This window comes from Pirellulales bacterium, assembly GCA_019636345.1.
Taxonomy (GTDB): domain Bacteria; phylum Planctomycetota; class Planctomycetia; order Pirellulales; family Lacipirellulaceae.
In genome coordinates this window covers 606,135-630,377 of sequence record JAHBXQ010000001.1, presented here as the reverse complement: position 1 = coordinate 630,377, position 24,243 = coordinate 606,135, and the positions used below count along the sequence as shown (strand labels likewise).

21 protein-coding genes are annotated in these 24,243 nt (G+C 65.5%); 9 read left to right on the top strand and 12 right to left on the bottom strand.

Annotated features, from left to right (window positions below):
- Positions 1–56 precede the first annotated feature (56 nt).
- Positions 57–431, bottom strand: coding sequence for a hypothetical protein (locus KF688_02400; GenBank protein ID MBX3424508.1), 375 nt, complete (start codon positions 429–431; stop codon positions 57–59).
- 393 nt (positions 432–824) lie between these two features.
- Here KF688_02400 and KF688_02395 point away from each other — a divergent pair, with 393 nt between their 5' ends.
- A complete protein-coding gene (locus KF688_02395; GenBank protein MBX3424507.1) occupies positions 825–1,067 on the top strand; it encodes a hypothetical protein in 243 nt (80 codons plus the stop codon).
- 139 nt (positions 1,068–1,206) lie between these two features.
- Here KF688_02395 and KF688_02390 read toward each other — a convergent pair whose 3' ends face one another.
- The gene (locus KF688_02390; protein MBX3424506.1) at positions 1,207–1,368 is read right to left on the bottom strand and encodes a hypothetical protein; all 162 of its coding nucleotides are present in this window, start codon (positions 1,366–1,368) and stop codon (positions 1,207–1,209) included.
- Positions 1,369–1,701: 333 nt separating this feature from the next.
- On the opposite strand from KF688_02390, the gene rpsU reads away from it, so the two are divergent.
- Positions 1,702–1,902 (top strand): 30S ribosomal protein S21, encoded by a 201-nt coding sequence (gene rpsU / locus KF688_02385; protein ID MBX3424505.1) that lies wholly within the window; start codon positions 1,702–1,704, stop codon positions 1,900–1,902.
- A gap of 148 nt (positions 1,903–2,050) precedes the next feature.
- Here the strand turns inward: rpsU and KF688_02380 are convergent, their stop codons facing one another.
- The 3 genes from KF688_02380 to nadC form a co-directional block, all read right to left on the bottom strand.
- On the bottom strand, positions 2,051–3,268 hold the full coding sequence (locus KF688_02380) for a hypothetical protein (protein MBX3424504.1): 1,218 nt from the start codon (positions 3,266–3,268) through the stop codon (positions 2,051–2,053).
- A gap of 513 nt (positions 3,269–3,781) precedes the next feature.
- Positions 3,782–4,618, bottom strand: coding sequence for a hypothetical protein (locus KF688_02375; protein ID MBX3424503.1), 837 nt, complete (start codon positions 4,616–4,618; stop codon positions 3,782–3,784).
- 1,105 nt (positions 4,619–5,723) lie between these two features.
- Positions 5,724–6,590: a carboxylating nicotinate-nucleotide diphosphorylase gene (gene nadC, locus KF688_02370; GenBank protein MBX3424502.1), complete on the bottom strand. Its 867-nt coding sequence runs from the start codon at positions 6,588–6,590 to the stop codon at positions 5,724–5,726.
- 190 nt (positions 6,591–6,780) lie between these two features.
- On the opposite strand from nadC, the gene KF688_02365 reads away from it, so the two are divergent.
- From KF688_02365 to uvrB, 3 genes are read left to right on the top strand one after another with little or no spacing between them, the layout of a single operon-like run.
- Positions 6,781–7,251, top strand: a complete 471-nt coding sequence (locus KF688_02365) for a helix-hairpin-helix domain-containing protein (GenBank protein ID MBX3424501.1) — start codon at positions 6,781–6,783, stop codon at positions 7,249–7,251.
- Between the two features lie 10 nt (positions 7,252–7,261).
- Entirely contained in the window at positions 7,262–7,771 is a 510-nt protein-coding gene (locus KF688_02360) for a hypothetical protein (protein ID MBX3424500.1), read from the top strand.
- A gap of 7 nt (positions 7,772–7,778) precedes the next feature.
- Positions 7,779–9,839: an excinuclease ABC subunit UvrB gene (gene uvrB, locus KF688_02355; GenBank protein MBX3424499.1), complete on the top strand. Its 2,061-nt coding sequence runs from the start codon at positions 7,779–7,781 to the stop codon at positions 9,837–9,839.
- An 83-nt stretch (positions 9,840–9,922) separates the two neighbouring features.
- On the opposite strand, the gene KF688_02350 is transcribed toward uvrB, so the two are convergent.
- Entirely contained in the window at positions 9,923–10,990 is a 1,068-nt protein-coding gene (locus KF688_02350; protein MBX3424498.1) for a tetratricopeptide repeat protein, read from the bottom strand.
- Positions 10,991–11,155: 165 nt separating this feature from the next.
- Between KF688_02350 and KF688_02345 the strand changes: the two genes are divergently transcribed.
- Positions 11,156–11,536, top strand: a complete 381-nt coding sequence (locus KF688_02345) for a UvrB/UvrC motif-containing protein (protein MBX3424497.1) — start codon at positions 11,156–11,158, stop codon at positions 11,534–11,536.
- 136 nt (positions 11,537–11,672) lie between these two features.
- Here the strand turns inward: KF688_02345 and KF688_02340 are convergent, their stop codons facing one another.
- Both KF688_02340 and KF688_02335 read right to left on the bottom strand, forming a co-directional pair.
- Positions 11,673–11,834 (bottom strand): hypothetical protein, encoded by a 162-nt coding sequence (locus KF688_02340; protein ID MBX3424496.1) that lies wholly within the window; start codon positions 11,832–11,834, stop codon positions 11,673–11,675.
- A gap of 249 nt (positions 11,835–12,083) precedes the next feature.
- Positions 12,084–13,964 (bottom strand): peroxidase, encoded by a 1,881-nt coding sequence (locus KF688_02335; GenBank protein ID MBX3424495.1) that lies wholly within the window; start codon positions 13,962–13,964, stop codon positions 12,084–12,086.
- A gap of 362 nt (positions 13,965–14,326) precedes the next feature.
- Here KF688_02335 and KF688_02330 point away from each other — a divergent pair, with 362 nt between their 5' ends.
- Positions 14,327–15,097, top strand: coding sequence for a hypothetical protein (locus tag KF688_02330; GenBank protein MBX3424494.1), 771 nt, complete (start codon positions 14,327–14,329; stop codon positions 15,095–15,097).
- A gap of 23 nt (positions 15,098–15,120) precedes the next feature.
- Here the strand turns inward: KF688_02330 and KF688_02325 are convergent, their stop codons facing one another.
- Entirely contained in the window at positions 15,121–16,899 is a 1,779-nt protein-coding gene (locus KF688_02325) for an FHA domain-containing protein (protein ID MBX3424493.1), read from the bottom strand.
- A 467-nt stretch (positions 16,900–17,366) separates the two neighbouring features.
- Here KF688_02325 and KF688_02320 point away from each other — a divergent pair, with 467 nt between their 5' ends.
- Both KF688_02320 and KF688_02315 read left to right on the top strand, forming a co-directional pair.
- Entirely contained in the window at positions 17,367–18,239 is an 873-nt protein-coding gene (locus KF688_02320) for a hypothetical protein (GenBank protein ID MBX3424492.1), read from the top strand.
- Positions 18,236–19,219: a DUF1559 domain-containing protein gene (locus KF688_02315; protein ID MBX3424491.1), complete on the top strand. Its 984-nt coding sequence runs from the start codon at positions 18,236–18,238 to the stop codon at positions 19,217–19,219. Before KF688_02320 ends, KF688_02315 begins: the two co-directional genes overlap by 4 nt.
- A gap of 127 nt (positions 19,220–19,346) precedes the next feature.
- Here the strand turns inward: KF688_02315 and KF688_02310 are convergent, their stop codons facing one another.
- The 3 genes from KF688_02310 to KF688_02300 all read right to left on the bottom strand — a co-directional run bounded on the left by KF688_02310 (position 19,347) and on the right by KF688_02300 (position 24,243).
- Positions 19,347–21,020: an AarF/ABC1/UbiB kinase family protein gene (locus tag KF688_02310; GenBank protein MBX3424490.1), complete on the bottom strand. Its 1,674-nt coding sequence runs from the start codon at positions 21,018–21,020 to the stop codon at positions 19,347–19,349.
- A 223-nt stretch (positions 21,021–21,243) separates the two neighbouring features.
- Positions 21,244–21,738 (bottom strand): HEAT repeat domain-containing protein, encoded by a 495-nt coding sequence (locus KF688_02305; protein MBX3424489.1) that lies wholly within the window; start codon positions 21,736–21,738, stop codon positions 21,244–21,246.
- Positions 21,739–21,780: 42 nt separating this feature from the next.
- Entirely contained in the window at positions 21,781–24,243 is a 2,463-nt protein-coding gene (locus tag KF688_02300) for a hypothetical protein (GenBank protein MBX3424488.1), read from the bottom strand.

Here is a 24,243-nt window from a genome sequence, read left to right as displayed (position 1 = left end):
GGAGTCCCCGAACAGTTCTCCGCCCGCGACTCTTCTCGCCCGCGACCGTTCGCCGCTCACCTCCGATAGATCACGATCGGCCGCGAGGCGGCATGCCACGCGAACGGCCGGCCGCCGGGCGATTGCCACGCGGGGCTGTACATCGTCGTGAAGGCCATCCCCGTGGCGGTCGGGCGAGCCCCCGAGAAACCGTACCACTTCATGGACGCCAAGCGCGCCATCCGTTGCTCGGCCCGGGCCATCGCCTTCTGATGGGCGATCGAAGGTTGCTGTCCGCGCGCGGGAGCGGCCTCATAAGCGTACTCGTCCTCGGACGAGGCCGCATCGACCGACCGGCCGAAGTCAAACGCGTCCTCGGCGCCGTGCGCCGTGCGGCAGGCGAAACCCGCCACGACCGTACAGATCAGGACGGAAGGCAGAAAACGTTTCATGGGTCGACGACTCCAGGCAAGAACGCCATCGCGGCGGCGAATACCCCAGGGAGACCGGTCGCCGCGAGCGCAGGCTCCCCCCGGACGCGGGCTGCGGGACCCCGGCGCCAATACGGTCATCGGCTTCCTGCCCGGGCTGCGCTGAGCGTGATCGTCGCAGGAATCGCAGAACCTTGGACGCTGGCGGCGACTCGGCAAAATGCGAAAACTGTGCCGGCCGAACCGGTTGTTGAGCCCGATCTCGCCACTTCCCGGCAAGCTCCGTACTGCGGCGGTTTGCCACAGCCCGGCGAGGGTGATAGGCTTAGACTTAACGACAACGGCGTCTCGTCTTCGTCGACGGTCGCCCAGGCGGAATTCCCAACGGCGTGAAACTTAGGAGATCGAAAGATCATGAAAAAAATCGGTTCGATGACATTGGCGTTGGCCCTGGGGTTGGGCCTGATCGGCGGCGCCGGCTGCCAGCAGAGCGAAGTCGACAAGGCGAAGGACGCCGTGCAAGACGCGGCTGACGCCGCTAACGAAGCCGCCGACAAGGCGAAGGCCGCGGGCGACGAAGCCGCTGAAGCGGCGAAAGACGCTGCGGCGGACATCAAGCAGGGCGCCGAAGACGCGGTCAAGGCCGTCACCGAGTAATCGGGCTTCGGAACTGCAGACGACATGACGCTTGCGGAGCGGTCCCACGGACCGCTCCGCATTTTCTTTGCGCTCGCGGCAACGGCATTGCAGCATTATGGTCGTCCCGTCTCCCGACGGGGCTGCCGCCTGCAAGGCGCTACGCCGCGGCGTCGGCAAGCGCGCCGTTCCTGGCGACGGCAGCCGCCGCCAGCGCAGACTCGATGAGGGCGTTGAGCTGGTCCAACTGCTCCAAGAGATCGTCTTGCCGCTGCCCCAGCGCTTGGAGCAGTTCCTGACTACTGAGGGGAGCGGGGTTCATGGCGTCGACGACGGCGTGGTGCAGGACAGGGCTCGCAGGGGGTTCGAGCCGCCAACTCGCCCTTACGAATCGGCCGTCTCCGACGCCGGTCGGAACATGGATCGGGCCCGACCCCCTTGCGATTTTGCCGGGCGATTCCGCAAGCGCCGGTTGCGCAAGCTGCTCCGGCGGCAGGCCCCAAACTCACCCCAGGCAGGGATTTGCGCCGCCCGATCTGGACGCCTGGCCCGGACGGTGCTATCTTAAGCGATTCGTGACGCCGATATGCGCCCTCGCCCCTGGCGAAGCGCCCGCGGCCCCCAACCTCGACTGAAGCGTGGAAAGGAACTCGGTGTGGTTAAGCTGACGCTACGTGAGAAGGAGACGGCCCAGGAAGCGGTTCGCCGTTTCCGCAAGCTGGTCGAGCGGAGCGGGATCAAGAAGGAGATCCGCATTCGCGAATTCTACGAGAAGCCCAGCGAGACCAAGCGCCGTGCCCGCTTGCGGGCTCAACGCCGTTCGCGCCGCGATCGGATGGTCGGTCCGACCCGGTAGCCGCGCTCCGCGGGCGACAAGCCAAGCGCTGCGAGAACGCCGCCTGAGCTTGTGCTCGATCCAAAACAAAATAACAGGGCCCGTCGCACTGACTGCGACGGGCCCTGTTTCGTTTTCGGGTCGGATTCGGAGGCGTGTTGCGCCCGGCTTAGAACAACACTTCGCCGCGGACGAACAGTCCGTCGAAGCCCAGGATGTTCGCATCGTCGTAGTGCGACATCTGGAAGTTGCCCCAGGCGTACTCTTCACGCATGCCCAGGTCGTGCCAGGCCGACCAGAAGTAACCGGCCGTGATGTTGGCGTGGCAGCCCAAGTGGACCGTGCCGCCCAGTTCGATCTCGGTGACCGGGACGATGATGTCGCCGCTGGTGCGATGGAACGCCGTGCCAGCCTGGTTGGTGACCAGCGTTTCCAGATTGATCTCGCCGCTCAACAGCGACCAGTCCCCCTTGGCGTACAGGCTGAACAACCCGCGCTTGCCGAGGTACCGGCGACCCGCCAACCCGACGCGACCGCCGAAGCCTTCGAAGTCCATGCGGGTCGTGTAGCTGTCGATGAACACCGGCGCCGTCCCGAAGGTGGTCGCCGTGGCGCCGCGGCCCCAATTGACGTCGGCGAAGCGAATGCCGCCGCTCCAGGTGATGTCCCACGCCGGGCAACCGCAGCCGCCCCCCTGGCAGCAACCGCCGCCCCCGCCGCAACATGCGTCGTCGCAGCACGAGTCTTCGCAGCAGTCGTCGCAACAGCCGCACAACGGTCCGCCCAGCGGAATCGTCTTCGCAAAGCTCAGGTCGTACGACTTGAGATCGACGTCGGCGAACCCGGTGATGTTGCCGTCGATTTCAAACGGTCCGAAGATGGCCGTTTGCGTCGGAGTCGTCTGAGCCGGCACGTTCGCCGCCGCAAAGCTGGCGTCGCTCGTGAAACGGTTGAAGTTGAAGATCAACGACCCGCCGCAGTCGCACATGTAAATCCCGCCGTAGAAGCCGTACGACGAGTTGTAGTTGAAGTCGTAGTTGACCCAGGTTTCGCCGCCGTTGACCAGGTCCTGCTCGACGTAAGCGAGGGCTTGGCTGAAGTTCGCCCGGGCGTAGATGTACTGGGCGCCGGCCACGACCTGGATCGGCCGGTCCATGATGCTCGGAATCCCGCCGATGTAGCCGCCCCCTCTGGGTCCCGGACCGACGCTCGCCGAGACGGCGGTCTGGTACGAGGCCAAGTCAACGCCGTCGTCCCAACCGCTCGATTGCTCAGCGTCCTGGAATTCGACGCTTCGAACCCCCTTCGATTGAGCGCGCCCCGCGGCGGCTCCGGCTGTCAGCACGCAGAACGCGAGCGCAGCGCAGCTCCATACTCGAAGTTTCATCCTTAGGTTCCCCCCTAATGTGCGCGGTTGCGGGCCGCACGGTCCCAGCAGGACGTCGTCCTGCGTCTCAGTTCGATCAAGTCCGCCTCATGCGGTCTCGCAAGTCGCGGCAGAACAGGACTGCCAGTCGACTCACTCGGAGGTATCGGAACCCCTGCGATCGGCACTTTCAGAAAATCGGGAGAAACCCGCAGAATCAGAGCCTTGCAAACGTTCGGAGCAACCGGAACAGACGGCCAGTCGACTTAACCCGCAAAGTCTGCCACGGCTCAGCGACTGGCCGCCGCCCAGCGAGCAGCTAGCACGGTTCACTGCCGCGCGCTCGGTGTCGTTCGGACGCCGCGCGAAGCCCGCCCAAGCGTCGTCGCCCGAAGCGCCTGAGTCGCTCGCCCGACGGCAAAAAAACAGGACGCCAACGACCCCTGCGATCGTTGGCGTCCGTAAGCAAGCTCTGTTTGGCGGCAGACGGAATTGCCCGAAGCAAGCCGCCTAAAAGCCAGGAACGACGCCCGATCAGGCGACTTCCCGACGATGACGGGCGGCGAGCAGCCCGGCGCCGACGACAATCACCGCGAGAGCGGCCGAGGTCGGTTCGGGGATTTCGTAAGTTCCCGGCGTCTCGAGGATCTGCATCTTGTCCATGACGCTGTAGGGGCGGATGTTCTGGTTCGAGAAGGCCGGCGCAGAATCCTCTTGAGTCAGCTCGCCCACGATCGGCAAGGACTCGGTCGCGCTGGCGAACATGGCGGCGAACGACGCCGGCAGCGTCTGCGGGGCGCCGGCGAACATCGGCGCGCCGTGCAAAACGTGGCGGAAGTCCGGATACATGAACATGTTCGGATCGTTTTCCGCATCCAAGTCGACGTTGAACAGCACCTTCTTGCCCGCGGTCAAGCCGCTGAAATTAAGCGTCAGCGTCTTCTTGTCGGCCGACAACACGTTGCTCAGGATCGACACGCCCGGCGAGGTGTACATCGACTCCATGATGTACTGCGTGTAGTTGTCCATGCTGCCGCCGTCGCCGTCGCCGAAGATGTAGTTCGCTTGGTTGATCTTGAGATCGAAACTCACGAGCCCCACGTTGGCGTCGAGCGTGCTGTCGACGACCAACATGACCACCGGCTTGTTGTTCGCACGGATGCGCAGGTGGGGATTGTCGCACGACTCTTCGTACCACACGCTGTAGAACTCGGGCGTGCCGATCGAATCCAACAACCGGGCGCTGGGGCCCGTGTAAATCGTCAGACCGGCCCCGTTGATGACCGCCTGCGCCGGCGCCGCGCCGGCGACCAGCATGACCGCAGCCGACAGAATCGAGAACTTGCCAAAACCGTTGAGTGCGTTCTTCATAGTTCGGTTCGCTTTCCTTGTTCGACCGCAGAGCAGTGCATGCACCTGGCTTGCCGCGGCGGCTGCCAGACCCGCGTCGAGGCGGGAGCCGGAGGCCGAAGGCCACGGCACGTACCAGCGGTTGAAGACTCTCCAGTGACGATGTCACAGTGACGATGTCCAAGTCGCGAACCTCGCGAACGCTCCGCACGCGTTCGTACGCGCGGAGTGCATTCCACCGGCACTCATGCCAGAGTCGGGGCAGGCGCACGCTGGGCGCTTGCCGCCCGCCGCATTCGGCGAGCTGCATGAAAGACGAGCGAACGTGAGAACGAATCGCTGCGAACCGAGAAGGACGGAGCAACGCCCCGACGAGCAGGCGAACCGCCAACCCGAGTGTCGCGCCCAGGGGAGCAAACCGCGGGGACCGAATCAGACGGTCGTCGGCAGCTTGTCGGAAGAGGGTGTTGCGGCCTCGGGCGATTCAGTCGCCCAGGTTCGGTCAGCGATCGAGCCCCGTTGGCTCGCCGCCGGTCGAATGCTCATGAGGTCCACAACCCAATCAAAAAGGATGAATTTCAGCCTATCCAAAGCTCGTGCGGATACTCGCACCGCTTCAATCTAGACACGGCGAAACGAAATGTCAAAAGGATTGCCGAAGAATTTCCAGGATTGCCGGTCGTGCCGATCAGCCCGCTCGGAAAGGCCCGGGAACCGCGCCCCGCCCCCCTTCACGGGGCGACCGACGTCCCCACGTCCCGGTGCATTCACCCCTCAGCCCTCCGCCGCGGCGGCCGGCGGCGAAGAGGCCGCCAAAGCGGGCCGGCAAGCGCAAAAAATAACGCGACGGGTCCCCTCTCGCTCCCAGCGCGACCCGTCGCGTCGTGGTCCTTCGCCCCTCCCCCGAGGCGTCGGATCGCTCAACAGTAGGCCGGCATCGGGCCATGTCAAACCGCCAGCCTTCCACGCCAGTCCGGACTGGCTCCCAAAACGGTTTCGGGCGAGACGGACTCCCAGGCGGTCGCCCGCAATCGCAGGTCAGCCGACCGCCGAACCGATGCAACCGGGCCTCGTCACGCGCCTGGCCGAACTCGGCGGGCGACCACGTTGCGAAAACACCACGCCGTCAACCCGTGCGCCAATCCAACGCCACGTCCAAAGCAACGGCTGAGTGGGTTAGTCCGCCGACGCTGATTCGATCGACCCCGGTCGCTGCGATTTCGCGCACCGTATCCAATCGGACGCCTCCCGAGGCTTCCAACTCAACGCCGGGGGCCGCTTCGTTCCGCAACCGCACCGCGTCGCAAAGTTCCTCCAGCGACATGTTGTCCAGCAGCACAATGTCTGGCCCCGCGGGGAGCGCCTTGCGCAGTTGCTCCAGCGAATCGACCTCGACTTCGACGATCGCCTCAGCCGGGGCCCCGGCATTGGCCCCCATGACGCCTTGCAAGAACTCACGGGCTTGCCGGACGGCGTCGCCGGGGCCAAACCGCCCCTTGGTCGCCTCGGCCGCGAGCGCAAGGTGGTTGTCCTTGATCAGCACCGCATCGTAGAGCCCGAGCCGGTGGTTGAACCCTCCTCCGCACCGTACGGCGTACTTTTCCAACCGCCGCCACCCCGGGGTCGTCTTGCGCGTGTCGTACAGCCGCGCCTTGGTCCCCGCGATCTCCGCAACGAACAAGCCGGTGCGCGTCGCCACCCCCATCATGCGCCCGAGCAGGTTGAGAATCGTCCGCTCGGCGGTCAGGATTTCGGCCGCCAAGCCGCGGATCGTTGCGAGAATCGCCCCCCCCTCGACGACGTCGCCGTCGTGCACGAAGTGTTCGATCGACAAACCGAACCCGGCCTCGGCGACGACAATCGGCAACAGCGGCATCCCGGCGACGATCCCGGGCTCGCGAGCCACGACGTCGGCGGCGCCGCGGCGCTCGGCCGGCGTCAAGGCCGCGGTCGTCAGATCTCGCTGGCCGGCCAGATCCTCCTCCAGCGCCATCCGCACCAACCGCCGACAATCAGCCGCAACCGCGTCGTTCCAATCCAACTGCTCGAAATCGCGATTCACGGCGTGGCTCCTCCGGTATAATCCTCGGGTTGTGCGGCGAGGGAACGCCAGCGTCAATGATCGCCGGGAAGGCGCCCCTCTCCAAGCCCAAAGGCCCGGAGCCGATTCGTCGCACCCGCCGATGCCGCGTCTCCCGTTTCGCCTTGATCCCGCCGACTGGCTGCGGCCGCGCGATCAACAGTCGCTGGCGGCTGCCGCTGCGTGCGCGCTGTTGGCGATGGCTGGATGGTGGTGGGCCCGCGGGGGAGGGCGGGGGGAGTTGATCGACGTCGACCGCGCGGCGCCGCTCGTGGCCAAGTTTCAAGTCGACGTCAACCGCGCCGACTGGCCCGAGCTGATCATGCTTCCCGGCGTCGGCCCGATCCTCGCCGAAAAGCTGATCGCCGACCGCCTGCAGAACGGCCCGTTCAACGGCCTCGACGACCTGCGCCGCGTCGACGGCGTCGGCCCGCGCACCCTCCAGCGAATCCGCCCGTACCTATTGCCGCTCCCCAACGACCGCGAATGGGCCGCAGGGGACAATCGCGGTACAATCAATCGTTCGCCCCGCAATTCGCCCGCCGGAGAGGATCGTTCCGGCCGCGGAACCTGACCGCCGTCCCATGGATTCGCCGACCCCCGCCATGCCGCTGGAGACCCGCCCCGCCGCCGGCCGCAGCGCAATACGCGGCAACGCCCTCGGGGAAGGTTCGTCGCGCTACGCCGACTGGCTGTTGACGCTCCTCCGCTGGGACGGTTTGCTGCCGGCGTTCATGGCCGCGACGCCGCGAGTCGCCAAGCTCCTCTGCGACGGCTGGCCGATCGTGCAAGTCCTCGTCGGCGTGTTCCTGCCGATCGGCGTGTTCTTTGTCCGCGCTGGGCACGGCGCCATGCAACTGCGCGACGGCCGGCATGCACCGTGGCAGGCGGCTGCGTTCTACTTGGCGCTGTTGATTCTGTTGCTGTTCGACGCGCTCGTGGCGATCTTCATCATGATCCCCGGCGGCATCACCCGCCGCGACTGGCAGATCGCGGGAACGATGTTCGGCGCGTATTTCGTGCTGGCCGCAGCGGCGTTCTTTCCCCTTCGTCCCGCCCCCCTGATTCACGCCTCCTCGGCCGCGCAAGACTGAACCCGCCATGCAGTTTGAACTTCACAGCGATTTCCAACCCGCCGGCGACCAGCCCGCCGCGATCGAGCAGCTCGTCCAGGGCCTCCGCGAAGGCCGCCGCGAGCAGGTCCTCATGGGGGTCACCGGCAGCGGCAAGACCTTCACCATGGCCAACGTCATTCAGGCCGTGCAGCGCCCCACGCTCGTGCTCTCGCACAACAAGACCCTCGCCGCCCAGCTCTACGGCGAGTTCAAGGAGTTCTTCCCCAAGAACGCCGTCAGCTACTTCGTCAGCTACTACGACTACTACCAGCCCGAGGCCTACATCCCCCAGCGCGACATCTACATCGAGAAGGACGCCTCGATCAACGAAGAGATCGACCGCATGCGGCTCGCCACGACCTCGAGCCTCGTCAGCCGCAGCGACGTCATCGTCGTGGCCAGCGTGTCGTGCATCTACGGCCTGGGCTCGCCCGAGGATTACAAGGCGATGATGGTCGGTCTGCGCATCGGCCAGACGATCGATCGCGACGAAGTGCTCGCCAAGCTGGTCGACGTGCAGTACGACCGCAACGACACGGACCCGCAGCGCGGCAAGTTCCGGGTGCGCGGCGATTGCGTCGAGGTGTGGCCCAGCTACGAGGAATTCGCCTACCGCATCGAGTTCTGGGGGGACGAGGTCGAACGGCTGTCGATCATCGACCCCGTCTCCGGCGCCACGATCGACGCGCTGCAGCAAATGTACATCTACCCGGCCAAGCACTTCGTCATGCCGGAGGAACGGATCCAAAACGCCGTCGACCGCATCCGCAAGGAGCTCGCCCAGCGGCTCGAACTGTTCCGCGAGCAGGGCAAGCTGCTCGAAGCCCAACGGCTCAACGCCCGCACCCGGTTCGACGTCGAAATGATGATGGAGGCCGGCTACTGCCCGGGGATCGAGAACTACAGCCGCCACCTCGCCGGCAAGGCCGAGGGCGAGCCCCCCAACACGCTGTTCGATTTCTTCCCCCCCGACTTCCTCCTGTTCGTCGACGAGTCGCACGCCACGGTCCCCCAAATCGGCGCCATGTACGCCGGCGACCGCAGCCGCAAAAGCACCCTCGTCGAGCACGGCTTCCGGCTCCCCAGCGCCATGGACAACCGGCCGATGAAGTTCGAGGAGTGGCGCGAGCGGGCCCGCACCGTCGTCTACGTCTCGGCCACCCCCGGCAACTACGAGCTCGGCCAAACCGGCGGCGAGGTCGTCGAGCAGGTCGTCCGCCCCACCGGCCTGTTGGACCCGATCATCGAGGTCGTCCCGGCCCGCGGCCAAGTGCCCCACTTGTTGGAGGAAATCCGCCTCCGCGCCGCCGCCGGCGAACGGACCCTGGTGACCACGCTCACCAAACGGCTCGCCGAGGACCTGGCCGCCTATTTCACCGACGAGGGGGTCCAGTGCAAGTGGCTTCATAGCGAACTCGACGCCTTCGAGCGCGTCGAACTGCTGCGCGACCTCCGGGCCGGTCGGTTCGAGGCGCTGGTGGGGGTGAACCTGTTGCGCGAGGGGCTCGATCTGCCCGAGGTCTCGCTCGTAGCGATCCTCGACGCCGACAAAGAGGGCTTTCTGCGGAGCGAAACGTCGCTGATGCAAACCATCGGCCGCGCGGCCCGCAATGTGAACGCCAAGGTCATCCTGTACGCCGACCGCGTCACCGACAGCATGCAACGCGCGATCGACGAAACCGAGCGCCGCCGCAAGCTGCAACACCAGTACAACGCCGCCCACGGCATCACCCCCGAGACGGTCAAGAAGGCGATCCGCCGCGGCATCGAATCCGACGCCCAAGCCCACGCCAACGCAAACGCCGCGGTCGGCCGCACCGACGAGACGGTCTACGTCACCGAGGAGTACATCGCCGAGTTGGAAGCCGAAATGCTCGCCGCGGCCGAGGCCCTGGAGTTTGAACGAGCCGCCGCGATCCGCGACCGCATCGAACGCATGCGCGACAACATCGGCGAACCAGTCGATGCAGTGAAGAGAAGCGACGGCCCCAAACGCGGCAAAGGCCGCAACAAAGCCCGCGTGCCGCGACCGAAGAAGGGGCCATAACCCCCAGGCAACCTAGTCGGTTCAAGACAGCGCGCCGCTGTCGGAAAGTTGTTGGCGATCGCAGGTACGCCGTCGTCACGAACCTACTGCTTAGAAAAGTAGTTGGCGAATCGATATCGCCACAGTCGGCCATAGATAGTAAGCCGTTCTCGCCAGCTCGTTGCTGCCCCCAACTCAATTGCCTTTTGAAACCACTTTTTTGATGATCGAAAATCGGGTCGCCTACTAGAACTTCTTGACAGTTCTAAGTTTCCCATTGACATGCAGGCCTTGGCAACACAGTCTGTAGCTCCACGCTCTTCATGAGCTTGCATCGCTTCTCGATACCAACTCAGCGCAGCCTCATAGTCGCACAGCCTTGCCGCAAGAGCCCCTAAATACTGGTAGCTGTACGCCTTGTACTCAAGATCGCCAGACCTATTCGCAGTCTCGGCTGCTGTTCGGTACGCAATCTCAGCATCCTTCCAATCGCTGTAATGCTCGGCACTCTTGCCCAATGCAAGAATGGCATTGACATCTCCTTTCTCCTGAAAAATATGCAACGCCTTCTCAAACCAGCCGCTGACTTCCTTGTCGCCGGTTAGGCCTTGTGACCGCGCAATCGTAACGAGATTCCCATAGTTACACGCCACACCCGCCTCGTTTCCCGATTTCAGATTTATCTCGATCGCCTTGAAATATAGCTCCCTAGCTGCTTCGACATCACCGCGACGGCTTTCAACAATGCCAAGCTGATGCAAGCTCCTAGCTACTCCAAGATTGTCGCCGTGATCTTCCTTGATCGTGATTGATTTCCGCAAGTAGACCTCTGCAGCAGCATAGTCTTTGCGAGCGCAGGCGACTGCTCCTAGATTGTTGAGCGTCTTGGCAGCGCCAATGGCATCTCCGCATTCTTCGTCTTTCTCCAGCGCTCTCTGATACCAGTCTTCAGCAGCACCGTACTCGTGCTTGGCGTACGCAATCATCCCCAATTGGTGATATGCTTTGGAAACGTGCTTGCTGCCACTTGCTTCCCATAGCTCTGCCGCTTTGCGGCAATAGCTTGCGGAATCTTCTAATTTGTGTCTTGCCCCAGCCTCTACGGACTGCTGAAAAAAGCGTGATGCCAACCTGTCACTATCGTCAGACTGTGCTAAATCATTCATTTCCATGCGACAAGTTGAAGGGACTGAAAGACATTAACCCTAGGCAGCGTTGAAAGATGATTGTGAGATACTACCGAATCTTGCGGCCGGGTATGAGTTGAAGAAGCCGGCGCGCTTGGTTTCCTTTGGGTTTGCTTGAGGTGGCCCGTGCTTCCCAGGAGCACGCCAGCCATGGCCGAGGTTACCACCGAATCGTTGCCGTTTCCAGGCTCGTCCCGGGACGCGCTCTCGGAGATTCTCAAGCAGGGGGCTCAGCGGATGTTGGCCTGCGCGATCGAGGCGGAGGTCGGGGAGTGGATCGACGGCCGGGCCGACGAGACGGTCTACGTCACCGAGGAGTACATCGCCGAGTTGGAAGCCGAAATGCTCGCCGCGGCCGAGGCCCTGGAGTTTGAACGAGCCGCCGCGATCCGCGACCGCATCGAACGCATGCGCGACAACATCGGCAAACCGGTCGACGCGGTGAAGAGAAGCGACGGCCCCCAACGAGGCCCCCGCAACCGCGGCAAAAAGCAAACCCGCCGCGTCCCCCGCCCCAAAAATGGCCCATAATCCCTCCGCCGAGCCGCGACCTCCCAGGTCGCCGGGGGCGCCGATTCGCAATGCCACGCCACCCAAATGAGCCCCGGTTATGCGGGCTCCGGCTCGCTCGCGTCGTTAGTGACAAACACCCGGGCGGTGCAGTCGATTAATTGAGCCGAGTAGGCCGGCGGATCCGCATCGCCAGCAGCACGCTGCTGCGATTTTTGTAGAAATGGGGCCGCCCCTTCGTGTAGAACGAAGTCGCCCCGCCAAGGCCGCGCCGGGCGGACAGGCCGACGTCGGCGAGCGAGCGGCTTCGACAACGCACAAGGCTCGTCGACTTCGGCGTCGGTTTCCGCGAGGATTTTGGCGAGGGTGACGGGGGCGGGACGAGGAGTTTTGCTCGCCCCCCCGGAGTTTTGCTGGCAAAACTCAGCCGCGGCCCTCGGCGGTCCCGCGCCGAAGTCGTTGGCAAGCCGGCGGTTAGGACCGAAGTCGACCGCCTTGCACGCGAAGTTTTGCTGCGAGATTTTGATCGTTTTGCACGCGAGCAAAATCGAGCAACTTGTCGCGGCGCTCAGCGCGGAGCGCGGCGACGACGCAGCGCGACGGCGACCGCGGCGACGACGGCCAATAGCGCCGCCGACGGTTCGGGCACGGCGGCGATGGCGCCGGTCGCGGCCCCGACCCCGACATTCCGTTGCCACGTCAACAGATCGGACCCCGTGAGCGTCCCGGCGGCGAACCCCGCCTTCCACGCCGTCAGGTCGGCGCCGTCGACGACCCCGTCGTTGTTGAAGTCGCCCGCCAGCGGCGCCGACGGAGCCGGCGCTTGGGCGAAGAACAGGTTGTCGGAGATGTTCGTCAGGCCCGTGTTCATCGTAATGAGGTCGGCCAGCTTGATCGTGTCGAGATTGACGATCGACGCAATGTCGGACTTCAGCACCCCGCCCGCGTACAACCCGTTGTAATCCCCCGTGTAGAAGAACCGATCGCCGTCACGCGAACGCGTGAACTGGTTGCCGATGATCGCCGTCAGCAACGGGCCGAGGCTCGACCCCGGCAGATGCGTCTCGGCCAACGCTCCGACGAAGGCGTCGACGTTGTTGACGTTGTTGCCGTACAGCGATTGGATGGCCGCGCGAGTCGCGGCGTCGGTCGGCATTTGGCTGAAATTGGCGAGCGTCGAAAGGTTGTAGGCGCCTCGCAGTTCGTTGTAATCGACGATGCCGTGATCGCGCCCGCGTTGCACGTCGATCGCCATGAGATCGGTCCCGCCGGCCCCCGGCGGACCGAACATGACGTTTCGCAAGGAATTCGAGATCTGCAGATCGACCTCCTGCGACTTCTGCAGCGAGGCGCCCATGAGAACCTTGTCGATCATGGTCGGGTCGTTGGCGATCAGCGCCGGATTGAAAAACGAGTTGCCGAACGTCAAGCTGCCGACCGCCTGGCTGCCGTCGTTGGCCAAGAGCAGCGACTCGCCGACGATGCTGTGGCCGAAGCGAAACGCCATGTGAGCGAATGCGTTGGTGACCGAACCGTCGATCGCCGGACTGAACGCGAAGGCTTGCACCGTCGGCGCGTTGGCGCCCATCAACGCGGGCAAGAACTCCTTGTACGTGATCGCCTGCAGCTCGGCGATGACCAGTTTACGGGCCAGATTGTATTGTTCTTGGGCGTTGAGGCTCGGCTTCTGTACGGCGATGACGTCGACCAGTCGATTGTGCTCGCGGACGAACACAGTCTGCAGCGACGTGAGCAGCGAGTTCTCGTTGGCCCGGACGTCGCCGGCGAGGAACAACTGATTGGCGGGCAGCGGCCCGTTGTTCTGGTTCGCCAAGCCGGCGGTGTTGTAGGGGAGCAGATTGCCGGCGCTCGTCAGCAGCTTGGCCCCCGTCCCGCCGCCGGTTCGCAAGGCGGCCGCGCGGGCCGTGCTCGAACCGTAGATCTGCGAACCGTCGATCCAGGAGGTGACTTCGTTGATCTGCTGCCGGAAACCGTCGAAGACGAAGTTCGAACGCGTGAACCCGATCGGATTCGGACCCAGAGGATCGTTGGGATCGGTGATCGTGATCGCCGCCGAACCGTTGACGCCGGCGCCGTTGCTCGTGGTCGAGAGCCCCATGTCGTGGTCGAGAAACTGCGCCCAACCGAACGCAAAGTTGCTCAGCCCGCGGACGCTCTCCTTGCTCGACGATTGCGCGGAGAGGGTGTTCGAGATCGTCCGCGCATTGGGACGCGTCGGCGGCAGGATCATGGCGCCCTGACTGTTGGCGTAGTCGACCAGGTAGTTGACTCGAATCAACTGCTGCCCCGCCGCGCCGCGATTGACGATCGTGGGGTGCGTGTACGTGCCGTCGAGGGTCCGATCGTAGGCGGTCGCCGACCTCGTCGACAGGACAAGCAGCGCAACGAAAAGTGCGGGCGCAAGGCGCCCTGGGCTGTGGTGCAACACGCGTCGGTTCCGCTTCAAAGGTGCAAACGTCGTCGGTGGAGCGGTCGCCGAGACCCCGGCTGAGCGGGCGAAATGCGCGTCAAACGAGCATGCGGCGGCCAGATTTCAGTCTAATTGCCTCGTCCGATCGCACCATGTTTTTGTCCGCCCCGTCGGACGGGACGAGAACCGGCGCTGCGGATTGCGCCGCCAATCCGGTTGGCAACGGCCCTCGATCGCCCGCGACGCCATAAGCGTTTCTCCCCAACCCCTCGGACCCGCCCATTGCCTCCGCCGGCGCGGGGCCAAGCACGCGACCTGGGGCTCGGTTACAATGCCTCGCCGTACCGCTTGCATCCCCCCAGTTTCGCTTCCGTCCGTCGATGGCCAAGAATCGCAAATCGCCGTTGGTTCCGTCCGCTCCCGCGCCTCCGCGGGACGAGACTGAGCGGATGCTCGTCAACAAGCTGTCGGTCGACGACGCCCGGCGAATGCTGCGGAACGAAGGGGGCGAGATGAGTCCCTTCGATCTGGTCGTCCAGGGGCTGACGATTGTCGGCATCGCCGGGCTCATGGCTTGGGCGATCCGCGCGGGGGAAGCGACCGCTTGGCACCTGTTCCTGCCGATGCTGGCCCAGTACGTCGCGCTGCTCGTCGTGCTGCCGGGGATTTACCTCGTGCTGCGACACCCGGATCTGAAGCGCGACACGTGGCTGGCCGTCGGATGGGTCGGCGCGGGGCTGCTGGCGTGGGGGATCGCCGCCGCCGTGCGCGGCGCCAACAGCGGCCTGCCCGCGACCGCGGTCCTCGCCCAAGACGCACTGGCGTCGTACCGCTCGGTCGTCGACACGCACATGCAGTGGCCGATGCTGGCCGCGGTCGCAAGCTGTCTGGCGGGCCTGCCGCGGCGAGTGCGCAACCTGTACGACTACGGCCCGCCGTTCGTGGCAGCCGGCATGGGGTGCGCGGCGCGAGTCGTCGTGCCGCTGCTGGGATGCTTCCTGTTGCCGGCGATCGCCGCCCACCCCGAGCACATGGCGTGGTACGTGTGGGGGATGATCGTCGGCGGCGAATGCATTGCCCTGTGGATGACGTGGGACGTGCAGAGCCGCCTGCGCAAGTACGACGCCGCCCAGGGAGTCGCCCGCCGTTGAGCCCGTCCTGACCGGCGGCCCGTTCAGCGTCCGAGCGAGAACGCCCCGTCCCAGTCGGCCGGGGGGGCGCCGTCGTGACGGCAGATTTCGACCCGCAGGAAATTGCTGGGGCCGTCTTGGGCCGGCATCCGTTTCAGCAAGTCACGGGCGCGGGGCCAATCGCCGGCAATCACGGCGTCGACCGCTTCGTCGTACGTTCGCAATTCCGCGGCGGAGAGCCCCTCGTCTCCCGCATGGTGCGGCACGAGAGCGTGCACGTCGACCGGCGTGTCGATGCCCGCGGGACGCAGCCGAGCGATCCGTCGGCACCGCTCGGCGCCCTCCGGCAGGCCCTTGGCGAGCGCCGCCGCCGTCGTCCCGTCGACCAGGATCGCGACGCCGATCTGCTTGGTGAGATTCTGCAACCGGGAGGCGAGATTCACCACGGGGCCGAACACGCCGACCTTGATCTGCTCCTGCGAACCAATCTGCCCTGCGATCGCATCGCCGAAACCGACGCCGATGCCGATGCGGAACCCGTACAAGGCGTGGGCCGGATCCTGATTCGCCTCGCGGAACTTGCGCTCGATCAAGAGCGCCGCCCGGCAGGCGGACATGGCCGCATCCTCGACGTGACTGGGCCAACCCCAGAAAGCGAGCGCGGCGTCCCCCTGGAAGTCGGCGATCACCCCTTCGTACTTCATGATGCTGCCGGTCATCACGCCCAGCGCGTCGCTCACCTGCGTAAGCAGGGGCCGCAAATCGTCCTTCCACTGCTCGACCTTGCGCGAAAAGCCGCGGACGTCGCAGAACAAGACGCTCACCGGGCCTTGCCGCGGCTCGAGCGCGGCCCCGGCGCCGGCCCCTTGCAGCGTCTCGACGACCGCGGGCGAAAAGAACCGCCGCATTGCCACCTGCTGCTGTTCCAGCGAACGGACCTGCCGCACGGCGCCGATGAACCGGGCCATCAATTCGGCCAGGCGCAGCTCGGCCATCAGGTCGTCCGGGTGCTGGATTTCCTGCAACCCGGCGAACTGGCGCTTGCCAGACACGTACAGACACCAGCGTTCGTTGTCGGCGGTGGGAATGGGCGTGCAAAACGCCCAATCGAGATCGCACGACATCGTGAAGTTCGAGTTGCGTCCGTCCTGGTCGGTCCACAGATGAACGACGCTTTGCCGGCGCTCCAGGGCCTGCGTGATCAGTCGCCGACTGGGACGGAACCGACCGACCGACTCGCCTCGGGTGTTCCAGCGCAGCAGCGTCGGCTCGCTCTGGACAAGCCCCTCGTCGTCGTCCGCGTCGACCTGGATCACGGCGGCCGCCAGCGCACCGCGCAGCGACGCCAGCAACATGTCAGTCAGCTTCGTCGCAAAGTCGACGTCGCTCCGCGACTCGGCGATCAGCCCCGGCAACTGACACAAGGTTTCGAGGCACTCGTGGGCGTTCTCGAACCGCCCCGACTTCAGCGGCGACGTCCCCAGCGCGTGCTCGACGATCGTGTCGGATCCCGCCGCCTCGGCCGAAGCCCCGACGAACTGAAAGGTCGTCTCGCCGATGCGAAACTCCCCCCCGGCGACGACCTCGAACGTGGCGCTCGGCTTGCCGTCGAAGAAAATCGGGTTCCGAGCCGTCTTGAGCTCTTCGACGAACAGTCGGTCCCCTTCGAGCCGCAGTTGAGCGTGCTCGCGCGAGATCAGCCGATCCCACGGCACGCTCCACCCGTTGCGCGGCGCGCGGCCGAGAACGATCGATTCGCCTTGGGGAATGGACTGCCAACAGCGTTGGCGATTGTCCTTGCCGAAGGCTTTCAATTCAGGCATCGCTCGCAAGCTCCCTGCGTTGCCGTGGTCGCGGCTCGCTCGACCCGATCGCAAAAGCGTTTTACGGCGCCGCCTTGCGAGCATCCATCTTAAGGTCAACCTGTGCGGAAAACCACTGGGGCATGGCAATCGCAGATGCTTCGGGGAGAACGCCCATGGCTTGACGCGGGCGGCCCCGGCGCCCTGCCGCAGGAGTCTGCACTGAGGGACGACTGGAGTCCTGCCTGGACTGAAAGGGACGGGCGGACTGGCTTGCGAGTGCAAGACGAACAAACCCAGAAATGGGCCCTCCGTGAGCGCAACTGTCCATTTTTTCAACAGGCTGCCAGGGGCGCAACAGAGCGAATCTGGCGCGGACTTGCAGGCCCCCCGCCGAGCCCCCCGCGTGGCGTCGGGTTGCCGCAGCCCAGGGGAGGCCCTATAAGGGGGGAGGGCAGGGCCGCGGTTTCTCTCGCGAATTCTCGCAGATGCATCTCTTGCACTTGATGTTGTGGTCGGCAGTCGTCGTGTGCGCGCTTCTGTGCGCTACGGGAGTCGGGGCCACGTACAGCGAGTATCTGTCGGGCGATATGTCCGACGATCCCGCGGCTCCCACCCTGCTGCCGTTTCAGCCCGGCTCGAATCTGCTCGTGGCTGAGACGTACGGCGTCGATTTGGCATGGTTCACCGTTCCGGCCGGGCATGTCCTCTCTTCCATCAAGATCGCCTTTCACGATCATTCTTATTCTCGCGTCTTCACCGGCATTCAAGCCGGCGCCGTCTGGACCGCCGGCATCGGCGAGGAGATCGACCCGGCCCCGATGCTCGGCTGGCTCGACTTTCCGATCAACTTGGACGGCGACCATTCGGGAATCGAACTCTTGCCAGACATCGGCCAAGCTCCGGGAGCGATAGGATTCGTTCCGCCCCTCCCGAGCGGCGCCTACACGATGTTGTTCCAAACGTCGATCGAGCCGATTCGGCACTCGCTCGAGTTCTATTTCACCCCGACCGGCGCCTTGGCGGCCGACTTCAACAGTGACGGTTTCGTCAACGGCGGCGATCTCGCCGTATGGCGACAGGCTTTCGGTACGACCGCTGCGGCCGACGCGAACAATGACGGCAAGTCCGCAGGGGACGATCTGCTGATCTGGCAAAGAGAGTACGGCGCCGCGGCGGCCGTTGGCCCGCTGGCCGTCGTTCCCGAACCCGCGGCGCTCGCGCTCAGCCTTCTCGGCGCGTGGGGGGTGCGACGCTGGCTCCGCCCCTGCCGCATTCGAGCTTCCGCAATTGTCGAACGCCTGAAACGTCGTCCGCGAACGACGCCCCTGCTTCCACTCGCTGAAGGAGCCCTTTCGTGACGACGCTGCAAACGAAAGACTGCCGCTCGCCCCGGCGCGGCGACGGTTTTACTTTGATCGAACTGCTCGTCGTGATCGCCGTCTTGGGGGCGCTCATGGGACTGGTGATCCCCTCGACCCAAGCAGCCCGCGAAAGGGCGCGGCGGCAAGCTTGCGGAAACAATCTCAAGCAGTCGGGGCTGGCGCTTCAATCGCACATTTCCGCCCACAAAAAGTATCCCGCAGGATACGTCTCGGCGCTCAAGGCGAACGGCGATGACGCGGGCCCCGGCTGGGCGTGGGGCGTGCAGTTGCTCCCCTACATGGAACAAACCGCCCTGTACGATCGGATCGATCAGAAGGCGAACGTCGAATCCCCGGCCATGGCGGAGATTCGAATGCAGTCGCTCCCAGCTTGGATCTGTCCCTCCGACGGGGGCTTTCAACAGCAGATCGACGTGAGGCTGAACGCCTTGTTCAAACCCGTCTGCCAAATGGCGGCAGCCAGCTACGTGGCCAGCGTCGGCACGGTGCGGCCCACCTGCATTGTGTGTCGAGACAATTTCGACGGAGTCTTTGGCCGCAACAACGCATTACGGCCCGAAGAGATCACAGACGGTACGTCGAAAACCTTGGCAACCGGCGAACGCTCGGTCCGCTGGTCCAATGCGGTCATGTGGGGAGTCGTCGCGGGGTCGCGATTGTTCGACAACCAGAACCCGGGCGAGTTCGCCGGCGGACCCGGGTTCGTCCTCGGAACGACTTTCAAGGACGGCTTCAACATCTGCCTCACCGGCGGCCTCGATCGGAACGCCACGCTGAGCTACGCCGAGTCGTTCGGCAGCGACCACCCGGGGGGATCTCACTTCAGCTTCTGCGACGGCGGAGTGCGGTTCGTGTTCGACTCAGTCGACCCGGCGGTGATGAACGCCATGGCAACGCGGGCCTCGATTTCCAAAGAGGGCAAGGAAGACCCCGTTATTCACGAGAGCCCGTACTGAGGTCTGTCCGAAAACACGGCCGGGCAGCGCCGGCTGCGAGCGGATGCAACGGTTCGCTAGCCCGCGTCGATCGGCGCGGCGTTGCGCGAACAAGGCAGAGATCATGCGCATGATCTTGCCGGGCCTCTTACCCGCGCCGGTCGAGATGCCCGCTCTTGCTGATGGCCCGCCACAGCCGCAGGCCGAACATCAGGCTCACCCCCAACCCGGCGAGCCCCGGGGCCGAGACGTCTTTCACGGGCCAAAACCACAGCGGCCACACGTGGTTGACGACCATCAGCACCGATCCCAGGAACAACGCGCTGGTGATCAGCCCCGCGACGAGCCGATTGACGCTCGGCTCCAATCCACGGTGATCGAGGTGCACGTCGAAGCGCCCGGTTTGCACCTGCTGCAGGATGTCGCGAATCCGACGCGGGAAGACCTCGGCCAGTTGCTCCATCTCGTACGCGATGCGGCGCGCCTTGCGAAACTGCCGCATCGGCGACATCCTCCGCTTGAGCATTTGCTTGCGATACGGCCGCAGCACGTCCATCAGGCTGAAGCGGGGCGAGAGCCGGCGCCCGGCCCCTTCGAGCATCACCAGCACCTTCAGCAGCATCGTCGCGGCCGTGGGGAGCACGATTTGGTGACGACGCATCACGTCGAGCATCTCGGTGAGCGCCGCGGCCAACTCGAATTTGTCGGCCTGCTGGTGGGCGTAGTGAGCCACGAAGTCGGCCAAGTCGATCCCCAGCGCCGACTCGTTGAGCCCCGGCGGCGTCGCGGCGATGCGCATGACGACCGCCGTTAGCTGCTGGCTGTCTTGTTCAACGACCGCTGCGAGCAGGTCCTCGATGTCCTCGCGGAGCGCGTCGTCGATCCGTCCCACCATGCCGAAGTCAAGCAAACCCAATACGCCCCCCGGCAGCGCCACGAGATTCCCCGGGTGAGGGTCGGCATGATAGAACCCGTGCCGAAAGATCATCTCGAGATACAGTTCGGCCCCGTGGCGCGCCAGCGCGGCGAGCTCGTCGGGGTCCCTGGGGAGCCGCTCGACATTCGCGAGCGTCGGCCCTTCCAGCCACTCCATCACCAGCACGCGCTCCGTCGAATACTCGGCGAACGGGCGCGGGATGCGAATCGTCGGGTTCTCCGCGAGGTTGCGCCGCAATTCTTCGACATGTCGGCGCTCGCGCTCGAAATCGAGCTCCCGCCGCAGCGATCGGCGGAACTCCGCGACCACCGCGCAGGGGCGGTAAGGATGGAGCTCCGGCAAACGCTCGGCAAGTTGCGCCAGTCCGGCGAGGATGTCGAGATCGACTCGCACGCGGCGATGCAGATCGGCGTGCTGCACCTTGACCGCCACCTCCTCGCCGGTGGCCAGCCGAGCCCGATGGACCTGACCGATCGACGCCGAAGCGACCGCCTCGGGACAGAATTCGGAAAAGACCTCCGTCACCGACTGCCCCAGTTCATCCTCGAGCAGCGCGACGACCGCCTCGGGGGGATCGGCCGGAACGGCGATTTGCAGTTTTTCGAGTTCGCTCGCCAGTTCGATGCCGACCACGTCGGGACGCGTGCTGAGAACTTGCCCCAGCTTGATAAAGGTCGGCCCCAGCTCTTCGATCGCCAGCCGCATGCGGGTCGAGCGCGACTCGTCGGCCAACGGCTGCCCGCTGCGGTTCTTCAGCAGAGATCGCAGCGGCAAGTAGTCGTACCGACTGAGCCAATCGGCAAGCCCGTACTTGCTGAGAATCGCCAGGATCTCGCGCCAGCGTCCCACATTGCGATAGATCTGCGGGATCGTGCTGATGCGCATGGCGAGGACGCGGGTGCGGCGTACAGGTCGGGCGAAGGCTCCGCCCGCATCCCTTCGATTGTAATCCCCTGCCGCACGGCCCGCCAAACGAGGCGGGCTTCCGCTTGGGGCCCCCCCGTCGTGCACTCGCCCACCGAGCCGGCGGCTCACAGTCGCCGGAAAGCAACGGCGCACAACGTCCTGCGCGCTTCGGCAGGAAGTGCGCCGCCAGCCGGATGCGGGGTCAGGAGGCGTCGATTCGCTTGAGTGCCGCGTGGGCATGGGCGGCCAGCGGACCCGAGCCGGCAGCCGCGGCCTGCAGCGCCGCGACAATCTGGGGATCGGATTGTCCAATCTCCCCCAGCGCCCAGGCGGCTCGTTGTTGGACATGCGGCGTCGCCGCGTCACCGAGCCGCTCGATCAGCACGCTCGCGGCGCCGGCGGCCTGCGAGCCGGCGCGCCCCAAGAGCGTCACGGCCCAATAGGCAATCGAACCGTCAGGGTCCTGGGCGTGCCGTTGCAATTCGCCGATCTGACTCGCCGCCGGGGGGCCGACCTCCTCGAGCGTCGCCACGGCCCATTGCTGCAGCTCTTCGTCGGTCGAGCTCGCCAACGGCACCAGCGTCGGAATCGCGGCTTGCGCTGCAGACCCTTCGCGCGACAACGCCTCGGCCGCAGCGATCTGCTCGGCCAGTTCGCCTTGCTGCAGTCGGTCGATCAGCGCGTCGATGTTCGCCATCGGAGTCTCGTCGTGATTTCCAGTCTCAGCCGCCCGCAGCCGCTAGCGCCGCGTCGACGGTTCGGAGCCGTACGCCGTGGCGGCGCTGTCCCAGGGGTTCTCTTCCTGGATAAACCGCGTCATCTCCTCGGCCGAGAGCTTTACTTCCAGATCCTGGCAGACGACCTCGGCCCGGAAGACGTGAGTCCCTTGATCGTGGGCCTTGGCCTGGATCTTCAGCACGATCTCCTCGCCCGCCGGCAGGCTTTCGATTTGCTGGAAGGCGACCCGCCCGTCGCGCACCGTGTGCCGCCCGCCGTCGACCGCCACGGGATCGATCCCCGCGGAGAACAGCCCCGTGACGTTCACCCCGCGGGCGGCGATCGAACCTCGGTTGCGAACGCGGATTTCATACACGACCGGCTCGCCCACCGGCACGGGCCCCTTGGGATCGGCCACCTCAAGCTTGAGATCGGCCACGGCGATCACGTTGGTCGAGGCCGCTTTGACGTCACGGAGCCCCGCGGCGGTCAGAGCTCGCAAGTTGATCTGGTTGGGGCCCGGCTTGTTGAGCGCGAGCTGCACCTGGATGAACCGCTCCTCGCCCGGCGCCAGCGGCGTGCCGTGCCAGGCGAGCATTCGGTCGTCGTCGCTGGTCGTGTAGCCGTTGGTGGCCGAAACGAGCTTTGCCCCTTCCGGAAGCGCCAGGTCCACGGTCACCGCGTCGGTCGCCGCCTCGCCCGGGTTGCGCACCCGCAGAAAGTACGTCGCGACCGATCCGCTGTATTTCTCTTCAGGGCCGCGCCAATCGATCTCCAACTCCGGCTTCACGCACCGCACCTTCTTGCTCGCGGAAGCGGTCAGCCCGCCGGACGCGACTGCGCCGGCTTCCATGACGAGGTCGCCGGAGTTGCGGGCGGTCAGTTCAAGTTCGATTTCGCGCGTCTCGCCGGGGGCGAGCGAACCGACGATGTGGTGAATCTTGGCCGATTCGTCCCCGCCCGGGGGCAACAGGTCGAGTTCCACGTTCTCGGCCGAGCCCGTGCCGGGGTTGCTGATTGCCAGCTTGAACCTCTGCGGCGATCCGAATTGCACCTCGCTCGGTCCGGACAAAGTCATCGCGAGCATCGGCTCTTGCACCTTGACGACCGCGTCGGAACCGATCGGGGCGTGGCTGAATCGCACTCCCAGGGCCATGTCGGCGCCGCTGCGAGGCGTGAGCTGCAAATCCATCGTCTTCGTCTCGCCCGCGGCAAGCTCCGGCATCTGCCAATGAACCGCCTGCGAACCGGTGACGGCGGGGGCCTGCTCGATCGCCCCGGCCGTCGCCGTCGCGTCGATCAACTCGGCCGAATCAGGGACTGTGACCAGAGCCAGCACTTCGTGAGCGGCCACGTCGCCGATGTTCTCCAGCGTGATACGGTACGTCGCGGGTCGACCGACGACCAGTTGCCGCGGCCCTTCCACGCGCGAGGTGATCACCGGCTGCCGCGAAGTGAACAGGACCTTGGCCGAGCCGGAACCGCTCGGGGACTTGGCAGCCGTGAGCGGCGCCTTGGCCGGGGCCGGCGTCGGCTCGTCGGCAAGTTCCGGAATCGGCGAGGCTGCAGGCGCAGTCCCAGTGGGCGTGCGTCCGATGGCGGCGCTGCGCGTCTCGCCGGCCGCGGGATCGGGGAAGGCCCCCAGGACGTCGGCCGCGGCAGGCGAAGGCTCGGCCGACGTCGGCGCGGACTTCGCGGCCGCGGTGCGACTCTTCGACAACGCGGCGCCGAAATCGGCGACCGAGTCGGGCGAGTTCGACGGCGTCGAGGCTGCCCCTTTGCGCCCCGCAGGCCCCTGCGCGGCTGTGCGCGGCGCCAGGGTCTCGTCCAAGTCTTTCAGGTAGTCGGGAATGACCTCCTCGTCCCCGGCGGCCGACTTGGCAGAGCTTGCCCCCTCGTTCTGCAGGCTGGCCAGGGCTTCGTCAAGTTCTCGCTGGCTGCGGGCAATGCTCGTCTTGGGCGAGGTGCGCGGTTTGCCGGGCGAGGCGGCGCTGGTTCGCTCGGGCGACGACGCCACACGTGACTGCGTCGGCGACTGTCGCGGCGTCGAGGCGACCGGCGTCGGCTGCGACCGTTGGTGTTGCGGCTGTTGGGCATTCTGCTGCCAACGGTTGGCCGACTCTTGGGTCTGAGGACGCGACGACTTGGCGTCGTAGGGCATCGGGTGATTCTGTTCGTCGTTCGTCCCCGATTCGCGCGGCTCGCTTTGCAGCAACCGGCGCAGGCTGAATCCGCCTAAGCCGCGGCCGGAATTGCCCGCGGTCGAGCGACCGGAGTTCTGCTTCACTTCTCGGGGAGAGCGAGGGCTCGACGACTCCGCCGCGGCCGTGCGGACGGCCGTCTCGGGCTGGTCTTCGCCGCGCCGCTGCGAAGTGGTGAAGTACCCCAGGCGCTCGGCGAGCGTCGCGCCCGACGTCTGCCCGAAAACGGGCGCATGGCCAAGGCTGGCTGCAACGACGATGCCCAGAATCAAACGTGCCCGCAT